This is a genomic window from candidate division TA06 bacterium (assembly GCA_004376575.1).
GTDB lineage: Bacteria > Hydrothermota > DG-26 > E44-bin18 > E44-bin18 > E44-bin18.
The window spans coordinates 1-12,834 of record SOJN01000099.1 but is presented as its reverse complement, the minus strand read 5'-3'; the positions used below and the strand labels follow the sequence as shown (position 1 = coordinate 12,834).

At 51.2% G+C, this 12,834-nt stretch carries 14 protein-coding genes; all 14 read right to left on the bottom strand.

Going from position 1 to position 12,834, the window contains the following annotated elements:
* Window positions 1-700 precede the first annotated feature (700 nt).
* The 14 genes from E3J62_08810 to E3J62_08745 all read right to left on the bottom strand — a co-directional run bounded on the left by E3J62_08810 (window position 701) and on the right by E3J62_08745 (window position 12,154).
* Window positions 701-1,189 (bottom strand): 2-C-methyl-D-erythritol 2,4-cyclodiphosphate synthase, encoded by a 489-nt coding sequence (locus E3J62_08810; protein ID TET45028.1) that lies wholly within the window; start codon window positions 1,187-1,189, stop codon window positions 701-703.
* Complete coding sequence (gene ispD / locus E3J62_08805; protein ID TET45027.1) at window positions 1,189-1,854, bottom strand: 2-C-methyl-D-erythritol 4-phosphate cytidylyltransferase; 666 nt, start codon at window positions 1,852-1,854, stop codon at window positions 1,189-1,191. Before ispD ends, E3J62_08810 begins: the two co-directional genes overlap by 1 nt.
* A 5-nt stretch (window positions 1,855-1,859) precedes the next feature.
* A complete protein-coding gene (locus E3J62_08800) occupies window positions 1,860-2,843 on the bottom strand; it encodes a TRAM domain-containing protein (protein TET45026.1) in 984 nt (327 codons plus the stop codon).
* Window positions 2,844-2,854: 11 nt separating this feature from the next.
* On the bottom strand, window positions 2,855-4,207 hold the full coding sequence (radA, locus tag E3J62_08795; GenBank protein ID TET45025.1) for a DNA repair protein RadA: 1,353 nt from the start codon (window positions 4,205-4,207) through the stop codon (window positions 2,855-2,857).
* Between the two features lie 27 nt (window positions 4,208-4,234).
* Complete coding sequence (locus E3J62_08790; GenBank protein ID TET45024.1) at window positions 4,235-5,059, bottom strand: MCE family protein; 825 nt, start codon at window positions 5,057-5,059, stop codon at window positions 4,235-4,237.
* Complete coding sequence (locus tag E3J62_08785) at window positions 5,052-5,849, bottom strand: ABC transporter ATP-binding protein (GenBank protein TET45023.1); 798 nt, start codon at window positions 5,847-5,849, stop codon at window positions 5,052-5,054. Before E3J62_08785 ends, E3J62_08790 begins: the two co-directional genes overlap by 8 nt.
* Window positions 5,846-6,607, bottom strand: a complete 762-nt coding sequence (locus tag E3J62_08780; GenBank protein ID TET45022.1) for an ABC transporter permease — start codon at window positions 6,605-6,607, stop codon at window positions 5,846-5,848. Before E3J62_08780 ends, E3J62_08785 begins: the two co-directional genes overlap by 4 nt.
* On the bottom strand, window positions 6,607-7,983 hold the full coding sequence (dnaB, locus tag E3J62_08775; GenBank protein ID TET45021.1) for a replicative DNA helicase: 1,377 nt from the start codon (window positions 7,981-7,983) through the stop codon (window positions 6,607-6,609). The genes E3J62_08780 and dnaB overlap by 1 nt, the downstream gene beginning before the upstream one ends.
* 52 nt (window positions 7,984-8,035) lie before the next feature.
* On the bottom strand, window positions 8,036-8,674 hold the full coding sequence (locus E3J62_08770) for a uracil-DNA glycosylase (GenBank protein TET45029.1): 639 nt from the start codon (window positions 8,672-8,674) through the stop codon (window positions 8,036-8,038).
* Between the two features lie 26 nt (window positions 8,675-8,700).
* Window positions 8,701-9,900, bottom strand: a complete 1,200-nt coding sequence (gene coaBC, locus E3J62_08765; protein ID TET45020.1) for a bifunctional phosphopantothenoylcysteine decarboxylase/phosphopantothenate--cysteine ligase CoaBC — start codon at window positions 9,898-9,900, stop codon at window positions 8,701-8,703.
* Window positions 9,881-10,048 carry a DNA-directed RNA polymerase subunit omega gene (locus E3J62_08760; GenBank protein TET45019.1) on the bottom strand — a complete coding sequence of 56 codons (168 nt, stop codon included), beginning with the start codon at window positions 10,046-10,048 and terminating at the stop codon, window positions 9,881-9,883. The genes coaBC and E3J62_08760 overlap by 20 nt, the downstream gene beginning before the upstream one ends.
* Window positions 10,049-10,102: 54 nt before the next feature.
* Window positions 10,103-10,738 (bottom strand): guanylate kinase, encoded by a 636-nt coding sequence (locus E3J62_08755; GenBank protein TET45018.1) that lies wholly within the window; start codon window positions 10,736-10,738, stop codon window positions 10,103-10,105.
* Window positions 10,739-10,755: 17 nt separating this feature from the next.
* Entirely contained in the window at window positions 10,756-11,637 is an 882-nt protein-coding gene (locus E3J62_08750; protein ID TET45017.1) for a YicC family protein, read from the bottom strand.
* A gap of 73 nt (window positions 11,638-11,710) precedes the next feature.
* On the bottom strand, window positions 11,711-12,154 hold the full coding sequence (locus E3J62_08745; protein TET45016.1) for a D-tyrosyl-tRNA(Tyr) deacylase: 444 nt from the start codon (window positions 12,152-12,154) through the stop codon (window positions 11,711-11,713).
* Window positions 12,155-12,834: the final 680 nt, after the last annotated feature.

Here is a 12,834-nt window from a genome sequence, read left to right as displayed (position 1 = left end):
TTCTGGTATACCGAGGTGCCTTTTATATGATTATCAATCTGGCTCAAGCAGATCCTTCACTGTCGTTCCCCGTGGAACGGGGCAGGCAGGATAACAAACTCCTCACCCAGGGAAATAAAAGGCGCCTGTCATTCTGAGGAGCCCGTCAGGACGACGAAGAATCTGCTTTTTGAATCCTTAGGGATGGGGGAATTTCGAAGGATGAGGGTGGAGTAGGGCGGAATTTCACAATTTCGAATCTAGGAACCACAGATTTCACAGATTATCACAAGATTATTCTTCTGGTTCAGTTTGAGCCACGAGGATGTGTTCGAAATCCGTGTTAATCTTGTGTAATCTCGTGGTTCGAAGGGTTCCGCCTTAAACCTCTGTAACCACAGATTATCACACCCTCCTTCGCCCTTCGTGGCTTCGGAGGGCAAGGATTCCCACAAGATTCCTTCCTGGTTCGGTTTGAGCCATGGGGACTGGTTTGAAATCTGTGTTAATCTCGTGTAATCTTGTGGTTTCAGCGGTTCGGTTGAATTTCTATTTTCGGGGGTGGCAGGAAGTGTGGGAAGGGAATTTCGAAGGTGCACGGATGGGAATGGTGGAATTTCGGATGTGTGGTTGGTTGGGCTCGGGGTTGTGTGGAATTTCGCAATTTCGGAGGTAGGGCCGTGGGTGGCGGGGAATTTCGGGGGTGGTGCGGGGCCGGGGGCTATATGTAGTCTTCGCCTTTATAGTCTTCAACCAGAACCACAGCCTGTGCGGCTATCGCGTCTCCTTGCCCTTCAGGTCCCAACCCCTCAGTTGTAGTCGCCTTGATTGAAACTCTATCCGCTGAGATGGTGAGAATACTTGCCACCTTTTTCCTCATATCATCTATGTAGGGGTGAAGCTTTGGTTCCTGGCAAATAATCGTCGCATCAATATTGTACACGGAAGCAAGCTGTCCAGTTTTCTTGGCAACCTCATCCAGCAGTTTCAAACTCGAGATCCCTTTGTATTTGGGATCCGTATCCGGAAAATGCTGGCCTATGTCGCCCATTCCTACAGAGCCAAGGATGGCATCGGCAATTGCGTGCAGCAGTACATCACCATCTGAATAGCCGAGAAGGCCCTTATGGTAATCTACAGCCACTCCTCCCAGAACGAGGGGCCGCCCTTCTACCAGTTTGTGTAGATCGTATCCTATACCAACGCGCATCAGGGCTCCGTTTCCATTACCACTTCAAGAACCTTCAAATCTTCAAGAGAGGTGACTTTGATGTTGTCATAGCTTCCCATGACCATATGCACCTTCACTCCAAGCCTCTCCACAAGAGAAGACTCATCGGTCCCGTAAAAACCGCCTTTCAAAGCGTCTTCGAATGCACGGATGAGTAGCTCCCTCTTGAAGGCCTGAGGAGTCTGAACCTCCCATAGCTCATCCCTGTTGAGCGTGGCGACTACACCTCCCTCTTCCACTCTTTTCACCGTATTCCTGACAGGCACTCCCGCAATTGCCGCGCCAAAAGTTCGAGCAGCACTCAAACACTCGTACAGAAGTTTTGTGGAAACTGCTGGTCTCACACCATCGTGAACACAGACAATCTCTCCGCAAACAGCATTTAATCCGTTGTAAACAGAATCCTGCCTTTCTCTCTCACCTTCGACACAGCGAATCACCTTTCCAAAGCCGTACTTGTCCACTATTTCACTCTGGCAGTAAGCAACCTTCCCCTTTGGAACAACGACTACCACCTCGTCTACGACATCACAATCCTCGAACTTCTGGATGGTATGGGCCAGGAGGGGCCTACCTCTGAGGGGCAGGAACTGCTTCAACGTCTTGCCCTTCATCCTCTCGCCAGAGCCTGCCGCAGCTATCACTGCGCTCACTTCTTGAGCTTTGCGAATATCATCCTCCCTGCCGTGGTCTGAAGAACACTCGTCACAATAGAGACCACAGTCCTGCCAAGCTTCGTGGAGCCTTCGTCGACCACGACCATTGTGCCGTCTTCAAGGTAACCAACCCCCTGTCCGGACTCCTTTCCTCTCTTGAGTAGCCTCACTTCGAGTTCTTCTCCCGGAAGGAAAACCGGCTTCATAGCCCCGGCCAGGTCATTCATGTTGAGAACTACGACGCCGTGCAGGTCTGCAACCTTGTTCAGATTGTAGTCAGTGGTCACGATTGACGCACCCCTCTGTTCGGCAAGCCTCACAATTTTGGAATCAACCTGTTCATCCTCGGCTATACCGATATCTTCAATTCTGACCTTAAGGTGTTTCTGTGCCTGAAGTCTTTTGACTATATCCAGCCCTCTCCTTCCCCGAGCTCTTCTCAAATCGTCCGGTGAATCCGCAATGTGCTGGAGCTCTTGGAGTACGAAGCCCGGTATCACTAACGGCCCCTCCAGAAAGTGGGCTTCAGCGATATCTACAATCCTTCCATCTATTATGACACTTGTGTCCAGAATCTTGCTGTTACTTGGAACTCCTGACTGGGGTTGCTGAAAACCGGAATTGCCGGACAGAAGCTCAGCGCCCTTCCTCACCGCCAACACGATCCCCAGATAGCCCAGAGCCAGATTTGTAAAGACAAACAGCGGTATCTTCGCACCACCAATCGGCTTGACAACAAGGGTTACTACATATGACAGAAGATTGGCGACTGTCAATCCGGCCGCCAAACCGATAAGCCCAGCCACAGCCTGCATCGCTGAACGCCGGACGATCATAGCTTCAATCGCAATTATAATGACCGCACAACTGACACCCAGCAGGACACCCAGGATGGGAATGTGCCCCAATATATGAAAGATAAAGTATCCTGTTGCGCCACAGAATACGCCAAATACTACTCTAACCACGTTAGCCATATCATGCCGCCTCAAAGAGAAAGAACCTCTAACGCGTTGTTAACATCGAACACACCAACCATGTCGAAACCCTCGATGGAGAAATCCTCTGAGTCTGCCATGGAACAGACGCACCTTGTAAACCCCAATCTCTTAGCCTCCATTATCCTCCTTTCTATCTGGTGGACCCTCCTTATCTCTCCTGCTAACCCGACTTCTCCCACAACGATCGTATCCCTGGCTACGGGCTTGTCCCTGTAATTTGAAGCTAGTGCCGCTATTATGGCAAAGTCGGCGGCCGTCTCATCAACACGCATGCCCCCGGCCACATTGCAAAACACATCCTTATCTGATATTCTCAGGCCGCCTTTCCTTTCCAGCACAGCCAAAAGCATCGCGAGTCTCTTCTGATCTGTACCAGTAGCCACCCGCTGCGGCATTCCAAAACTTGTGGGGGAAACAAGAGCCTGAATCTCAACAAGAATAGACCTGGAACCTTCAACAGAACAGGTAACCACAGCACCTGGTGAGCCCCCGCTCCTCTCCGAGAGGAACGCTTCAGACGGGTTGGCTATTTCTCTTAACCCTTTCTCGCCCATTTCAAAAACGCCAATCTCATTGGTCGAGCCGAACCTGTTTTTCACCCCCCTCAGTATGCGAAAGTGGTGGTGAAGGTCCCCTTCAAGATAGAGAACCGTATCTACGAGGTGTTCAAGAGTTTTGGGACCCGCGATCACTCCGCCCTTGGTAACGTGGCCTATGAGGAAAAACGCAATCGAATTCGACTTTGCTGTCCGCATTATCAGGCCACCGCACTCTCTCACCTGGCCGACGCTCCCCGGTGCGGAATCAAGGTCTGGATGGTAGATAGCTTGAATCGAATCAATTACCACTATGTCCGGCCCCAGCTCGGAAACTGACTGCAGGATAGACTCAAGGTTCGTCTCTGAAAGAACGTACAGATTGTTTGTCTCCACACCAAGCCTTTCTGCCCTCAGCTTGGTCTGGTCCCGTGATTCCTCACCAGAGGCGTAGAGGACCCTTTTCCCACGCTCCGCCAGGCGACTCACTGACTGAAGCAGCAGCGTTGACTTCCCTATGCCGGGATCTCCTCCTATCAGCACCAACGAGCCTGGAACTACCCCGCCACCCAGGACCCTGTCAAACTCCGCGATTCCGCTTGCTGATCTGAGATGTTTTGTCGGAGATATGTCACCTATTTTCACCGGCGAGCTCCTGGGGGGCAAATGAGCGGGAAGGCGTGAGTGGCTTACTATCTCCTCCGCAAGTGTCTCCCATTTTCCGCAGTTGGGGCACTTCCCCAACCACTTTATCGACTCATACCCGCAGTTGCTGCAAACGAATTTGGTTTCAGTCTTTTTCACTGTGTCTCCACCAACCAGACTCTCTGTCTAAAACAGCTCCAGATTGATGTACTTCCTGGGATGGGCCTTTATGTCCTCAAGGAGCTCCTTCGCCGCCTTGAGCGTCCCCTTCATCTCGTCATAGGCATCAGGATCGTTCAGAAGCTTGGCCAGACTACCCTCCCCGCTGGTCATCTTTCGGGTCAAAGTATCAAGACGTGCCACGGTGTTGGTAAATTCCTCGGAGCCGAGAAGTGAATCAAGTTTAATTGAAGCGGACTTAAAAGCATTCACTCCGGTGGCAAGGTCCCTTCCACTCTTATCCAGCACCGTGGTAAGGTTTTTGGTCAGAGCATTCAGGTTCTCAATCGTCTCTCTTGCTGATGTGACAGCCTCGTCAGTAAAAAGATTTTCCCTCAAGACAGTGACCAGCTTATTCACCGATTCAGAAAGATCAACTATCTTGTTCATCGCAAACGCGGCGGACGGTTTTCCCCTCGGACGTCCATCCAGATCGAGAGCGACTGAACTGGTCCCCGGCATCACTGCAATGTATTTCGTGCCGCTTATGAGAGCGACATCCATGATTGCAAAACCGGCATCCTTGTAGAGCTCCACGCCTTGCTCTAGCCTCAGAACCACTTCTACATCCTTGCCCTCCAGTGTGATCGACCTCACCTTTCCCTTTTTCACTCCAGCAACCCTGACATCGTCACCCACCTGAAGGCCGGTCACATCTGAGAAGAGCACGGTCACGTGATAGCCGCCGTGCCTGAACTTGTACCCGGAGTACCACGTGTATCCAAGAAAGAGTACAACCATCGCAATAATCAAAAGGGCTCCCACTCTTATCTCCACACCTCTCTTAGGCATCTTGTCCCCCTGCTGGCACTACTCCTTCCTGAATGGAGGTCTCCAGCTCCGCGTCCAGTGGCCTCTCCCATCTCCCCTCTATGAATCGTCTCACCACCGGGTCTTCCACCACTTTTGTCTCATCCGGGGTCCCAGAGAATACGATCTTCCCGTCATGAAGCATGGCTATCCTGTCTGCTATCTTGTATGCGCTCTTCATGTCATGGGTCACCGCAATGGTGGTTATGGATAGCTTGGATTGAAGGTCTCTTATCAAGTCATCTATCCTGTCCGCAGTTATGGGATCCAGTCCCGTGGTTGGCTCATCGTAGAGAACATAGTCAGGCTCCATGACAATGGCTCTCGCTATGGCCACCCTTTTCTTCATGCCGCCAGAAAGCTCTGCTGGCCTCAAATGTTCGGTCCCGGAAAGACCCACCAGGCCAAGTTTTTCCTCGACTATGTGCCTTATTCTTCCGCTCGAATTGTCTGTGTGTTCCTGCAAAGCTAAACCTATGTTCTCGCCTACCGAAAGGGAATCAAAAAGGGCCGAACTCTGAAATACCATGCCAAGTCTCTTCCTCAATTCAAAGAGTTCCCTTCGCCCTATTTGGGTGATATCTTTCCCATCGACCATGATGGCCCCCGAGTCAACCCTTAAGAGACCCATAATGCATTTCAGAAGTACGGATTTCCCGCATCCGCTGGCTCCTATGACCACCATCGTCTCCCCGTCGTCTATGGCGAGATCAAGATCCCTGAGCACCCGGTTATCCCCGAAGCCTTGGACCAGACCCTTAAGAACTATCATCTGAATACCAGCCTCGCTATGAGGTAGTTAGATATGAGGATCAAAACTGAGGAAGAGACAACCGCCCTGGTGGTCGCCCTCCCAACACCCTCAGCTCCACCTCTAGCCTCAAAACCGTGATATGAACCCATTATGGCAATGATTCCTCCGAAAAAGAAGGCCTTGATAAGACCACCGAAAAGCTCCCGGGCAAGAAAGTGTATGCGTAGACCAGTGAGGAATGTGTGCAGTGATATCCCCAAACCGAAGACCGCAACCAGAAGGCCGCCCAGAATTGCAACCGCCTCCGATATGATGACAAGCACGGGAAGCATTATGATTCCGGATACGAACCGGGGCATAACAAGGTAGCCAACAGGATCGATGGCAAGCGTCTCCAGAGCGTCTATCTGCTCTGTGACTTTCATGGTTCCCAACTCGGCCGCTATGGAACTCCCCACCCGTCCGGCCACCACAAGTCCGGTCATTATCGGTCCAAGTTCAATCATGATTGCCTTGGATACGGACATGCTGACGTACACCACCGGGACATAGTCCTGGGTCTGGAAATGGGCCTGGAAGGTTGTGACCATGCCGATGAAGACTGATGTCAGGCACACGATGGGAAGCGAGTCAACACCCATGCTCATCATCTGCTCCACCAGCAGGTGAAGCGACCTGGGTAGACGGGGAATACTCTTCCCCACATCGAAGATCATAATGAAAACGCCGCCCACGAAGGAGGCGACCTGGTCAAACCCGCGAATCAGTCTGTCCATCAGCTAACAACCTCGCCAAGCTCGTCCGCTCCTTCAGCAGGACTAACCTCTTCAACTCCCGACATGTTTTCAAATCGAGTATACTGCTTCACGAACGCCAGCTTTTCCGTGCCAGTTGGACCATTGCGTTGCTTGGCGACTATCAACTCCGCAACGCCTTCGGGCTGCAGCCCATACAACTCGGGCCGATACACCATTATCACCACGTCTGCATCCTGCTCTATTGCGCCGGACTCTCTCAAATCGGAAAGCACCGGACGCCGTGCTCCTCCCCTTGACTCCACTGCCCGAGATAGCTGTGACATGGCAAGGATTGGAATATCAAGTTCCTTGGCCAGCGCCTTGAGGGAACGGGAGATAGCCGATATCTCCTGCTGTCTGTTCTCACTGCTTGGGCCTGAGATCAACTGCATGTAGTCAACCATCAAAACCCCAAGGTCGACCTCGGACTTAAGTCTCCTGGCCTTGCTCTTCAGCTCCCAGATGGAAAGGACAGCGCTGTCGTCTATGTAGATGGGCGCCTCATTAAGCCTTCCCGCAGCAGCAGTCAGCTTGGGCCAATCGGCGTCAGAGAGATACCCGGTCCTCAAACGCTGTGCATCCACCCTGGCTTCTGAGCAGAGCATCCTCTGTACAACCTGCTCCTTGCTCATCTCCAGACTGAATATCCCGACTGGAACCCTGGTATTGATGGCAGCGTGCTGAGCGACATTCAATGCGAAAGACGTCTTACCCATGGAAGGCCTGCTGGCAACGACCACAAAATCAGAGTTCTGAAATCCTGATGTTCGCCTGTCCAGGTCGACAAAGCCGGACTCGATACCCGTAATATGCTTTTTTCTTTTTGAGAGTTCTTCTATTGCCTCAAAGGAACCCTTAATCAGAGTTCTTACTGAAACGAATCCTCGCTTCAATCTAGACTGCCTTATGCTGAAAATCTTGTTTTCAGCATCATCCAGCAGTTCATCCACATCATCTGTGCCTTCGTATGATCTTTGGACTATGCCAGTGGTTGACTGGATGAGCTTGCGCAATACCGCCTTCTCGAGAATTATCCTCGCGTGGTATTCAACGTTTGCTCCTGTGGCCACCCTTTCCAAGAGCACGCTGATATAGGAAGCGCCTCCAGCCTTATCCAACTGTTTCCGCTTCTTCAGCTCTTCCGTCACCGTTACAAGATCTACTGGCACTCCCTTGTCATAGAGGACACATATTGTCGAAAATATCGTTCTGTGGGAATCCAGGTAGAAACAGGTGTCATCGAGCAGTTCCACGGCCCTGCCTATGGCACTCCTCTCCAGAAGCATACCCCCCAGCACAGAAGCCTCTGCTTCCACTGCCTGAGGTTGTGTTCTCTCAGTCACCTTGTCAGCCATCTACCAATCCCCTAACACAGAATCTTGCCAGCGCCCGGTGAATCGATCCAGCCTACCTTGCATCTGAAAGGTCTTTGCTCAATCTCCTGACCAGTTTCAAATCTTCCCATGCAGCCCGTTTCCAACCAGCGTTTCTCAGAAGGGCAGCCGGATGGTAAGTTGGAACAAACATCCTGGACCTGCACGTATGAACCTTCCCTCTCATTTTGGAGATAGACTCTGAAGTCTCTAGAAGCGTCCTTGTTGCATGGGAACCCAGGCCGCATATGACCTTGGGCTTTATCAGCTCTATCTGCTTGAAAAGAAACTCCTTGCAAGCATCCACTTCCTCGGGAAGAGGATCCCTGTTTCCAGGCGGCCTGCACTTGAGAACGTTTGCTATGTAGACATCGCTCCGGCTCAAACCTATCGCTTCAATCATCCTGGTAAGAAGCTGTCCTGCTGCACCCACAAAAGGCCTGCCCTTCGCATCTTCTTCCCTTCCTGGTGCCTCACCCACAAACATTATCTCTGCTCTGGGATTCCCTTCCCCGAAAACGCAGTTTTTCCTGGATTTGAAAAGAGGGCACTTCTTGCAACTCTCGACCTTATTCATCAGATCCTGCATCGCATCCTTGGGGCCAGGGGACTTCTCCAGGAAGATGAACCTTTCACCCATCTCCATCATCTGCGAAAGATACCTTTTTGTCAGCTGAGCAAAATCTTGCATAGTAAAAGTCAGCCAATAGAGTTTTTGACTCTGTCCAGTATCCTGTCTGCCACCTCATCTTTGCTTAGAAGGGGCAGAACTTCGATATCACCCTTACGCAATATCAAAGTGACCCGAGCCTGTTCAGAGCCCATAGCATCAGGCGCGTTGGACACGATCATATCCAGATCCTTTTTTCTCAGTTTTGACTTCGCCCTCTCTATGTTATCCTTAGTCTCCAGAGAAAACCCAACAACATAGGTTCCCTTCTTCTTCTTTCTCGCGATGTGCATCAGAATGTCAGGACACCTCACCAATCTGAGCGTCATCTCCTTAGACTTGACCTTCTGTGAATGAGATCTTTGCGGTTGGAAATCGCTTACCGCGGCAGCCATCATCACTGCATCAACACGGGGGAGTATTGAGAGCACAGCTCTGTTCATGTCTTCCGCTGTTTTGGTAAACCTGAATTCGACACCAGAGGGTCGGCCCACGGATGTGAATCCTGCCACCAGATGAACCTTTGCTCCTCGATTGAGTGCTGCCCTTGCAATAGAGAACCCCATCCTGCCTGTCGAACCGTTTGATATGAACCTCACCGGGTCTATGTACTCTCTCGTCCCACCGGCCGAGACAAGAATGGTCTTGCCTGAGAGATCAAATCTCCTGGCCAGGGTTTTCGCGACCTCTGCCACAACCTTCTCGGGCTCAGACATCCTCCCTTTTCCGGTTTCACCGCAGGCCAGATCGCCTTCCTCAGGACCAACCATCACATGGCCGAGCGACTCAAGTTTCCGGCAGTTTTCACGTACAACGGGGTTGTCCCACAGCCTCTTGTTCATCGCAGGCGCGAACAGTATGGGGGACCTGACGGCATAGGCCATAGTGCTGAGGATGCAATCGCCAATTCCACACGCAATCTTTCCTAAGATGTTCGCTGTGGCCGGCGCAATAACCAGCAAATCTGATGATGATGCCAGGTCGATGTGCCTGGTTCCCACCTTCTTCTGGGCCGGAAAGAGTTCTTTCACCACCTCATTCCCTGACAGCGTCTCAAACGAAAGAGGGCCCACAAATTTTGTGGCAGCCTCGGTCATGATGACAATTACATCGGCATCCAGAGCTCTTAGTCGCCTCACTATTTCAAGAGCCTTGTAGGCTGCTATGCTGCCCGTGACACCCAGGAGTATCCTTCTTCTCTCGAGAGTTTCAGGCTTTTTTCTCTTCATGGACTTCCACCCTGAGTTTCTCATCCGCTAACCTTTTCAAGGCTACTACGGTTGGTTTCCGTGGAGATTCTTTCTCCTCTTTGTCTGCAAGCTCATTGATGCGTCTCGCCTCCTGAGAGGCGATAACCACAGCTTCAAACTTGTTCATAGTCAACGTGCACCTCCCTCCAGAGACAGGCGGTGTGTGCTTCTACTCCCCTGTTCACTGGAACTCAATCTGACCGTATCTTTCACGCCTGTGGCTCTCCGCAGCGATGATCGCTTTCAACGTACCAACAGTATCACTCAGCTTCTTGTTCACCACAAGGTAGTCATATTTCTTCGCATGCAGAAGCTCTTTCCGTGCAGACCTGAGGCGCATCTGCACGCTGGAACTGGGATCTGTGTCTCTCCCGCTCAGCCTTCTTCTAAGCTCCGTCATAGATGGAGGCAGAAGATAGACCAGCACCGTACCAGAGTAGTTTTTCTTGATTGACTCACCTCCGTTATGATCTAAAGCGAGTATCACGCATCGCCCCTTCCCCAGATTCTCCTCTAGCATCTTCTTCGGAGTCCCATAGTGACTCCCGTAGACAACAGCCCACTCCACCAGTTCTCCCGCAGCGGCAAGTTGTCTGAACCTCTTTTCATCCACGAAAATGTAGTCCTTCCCATTCTTCTCGCCCTTCCTTGGACTCCTGGTGGTTACTGAGACAGAATAGTTGACATCTTTTAGTTCTTTCGCTACCGCCCTGCATATAGATGTCTTCCCTGTTCCGGAAGGGGCTGTGACCACTATGGGAAAAGCAACCTTCACTTCCTTCTTTGCAAGTTCTGCTAGCTTCGTCCTCTTGGCCATCCACTCTCTGTCTTTCTCTAGACTACGTTCTCCGCCTGTTCCCTCAGCCTTTCCAGTTCCTCCTTTATGGACACGGCATCGTGGGAGATCTGTGCATCCTGCGCCTTCGAGGCAATGGTATTGGCTTCTCTGTTAATCTCCTGGAGCATGAATATCAGCTTCCTGCCAACGGACCCAACTTTCTTAAACATCGCCTCCAGAGATTCCAGGTGGCTCTTGAGCCTTACACACTCCTCAACAACATCGCATCTATCAGCAAAAATCGATATTTCTTCCTCGATCCTCAGACCGGCATAGGCTGAGTCTTGTAGTTGAGATATCTTCTTCAGAAGATTCTTCCTCTTTGCGGCGACAGTTTTCGGAGATCTTTTCTCTATTCTTTGTACAAGAGAGCCAATGCGTTTAGCTCGCCCTTTCATGTCTGAAAGAAGCCTCCTTCCCTCCCTTCTTCTCGAAGTCAGAACCTCTGACAAGGCAGCCTCAACGGCGTTCTTGACACGGTTCCACTCCTTTCCCGATATGGCCTCTTCTCTCGTCTCTTTTATGACGCCCGGCCTTTGCATGAACAGGGAGACGTCAATATCGCCCTGGAGGCCAAGATCCTTCTTCAATTTTCTGAGAAGCCTGTGGTAGTTTCTGGCGTAATCGTAGTCAACCTCGAGTGCTCCAAGTGAATCTTCCGGGCCGTCGATACTCACTTTAACAGTAGTGTAACCTCGTTCGAGACGATCGCGGACCAAAGCTTTTATCCTGTCCTCGTAAGGAAAAAGCACTCTCGGAAGCCTGCAGACTATCTCACAGAATCTGTGGTTGACAGTCTTGATTTCACAAGAGACCTTCTTTCCATCCTTCTTCAGGCCTCTCTCTGCCTGGCCATAACCTGTCATGGAGACTAACATTGAGACCTCTGTGTGGCTCACACGGGCGGAACCGGAATGAGAACAACAAGCATCGGGGATAATGCTTATGTTATTATTGCTTGCTATCTATCACAAATGTGACCGGCCCATCATTCTCAATCTGGACAAGCATCTTCTGCCCGAAAGACCCGGTCGCCACCGTGATGCGAGCTCCTCTCACATATTTCACAAACGATTCATAGAGCGATTCGGCAACTGCCGGTTCTGCAGCGTCAGTAAACGAAGGCCTTCTGCCTCTGCTTACGTCACCGTAGAGGGTGAATTGGGAGACAATAAGGAATGCGCCGCCCACCTGCTCGCAGGAGAGATTCATTTTTCCTTGTTCGTCCTCGAATATTCGCAAGTTTATGCATTTGTCCGCCAGGCTCTTGATATCAGCTTCAGTATCTCCGTGAGTGACTCCCAAAAGGAGGACGACCCCGGGGCCAATCTCCCCTTTGACTTCGCCGTCTACCAGTACTCTCGCACTCCTAACCCTTTGTAGAACCACCCTCATACGTTTTCTTTGCCCAGCCCCGCCCTTCCGACGCTGCAAAAAAGGATTAAATCACTCAAACACCCCTGTGTCAAGGAGAAAACTCCGCCCCCCTACACCTGTACCCACGAAATTCCCTGCCCTCAACCACCCAACACCCGAAATTCCCATCACCCCTCACCACACCTTCGAAAATGGAAAACCGAAATTCAACCGAACCGCTGAAACCACAAGATTACACGAGATTAACACAGATTTCGAACACATCCTCGTGGCTCAAACCGAACCACAAGAATAATCTTGTGATAATCTGTGAAATCTGTGGTTCCTAGATTCGAAATTGCGAAAATCCCCGGGGCCCCACCCTCAACCTTCGAAATTACCCCCATGCCCTTCCCTACACCTTCGAAAATGGTCGTTGGCTCTTCTCCGAAAAAGTTGATGACAGAGAGGAGTTGGGGAACGTACGGAGAACCCTTGCTTGTGGCGCCGAGCAAGCTCGGCTACTCCTGAATGTATGGAGTAGCGCCGCTTGCGGCGCGCTAGGTTAGCGCCCATTTCCAGGAAAACGGCGCAGGTATCACATGGAGGAAGAGAAAAGTCAGACGCAACATCAGAACAGATGCAGAAAAGAGTGCGGTAGACCAATCCCAATGGCAAACAAGGACATAGCACCCCATTGCCAAGCACTACCGCCAACT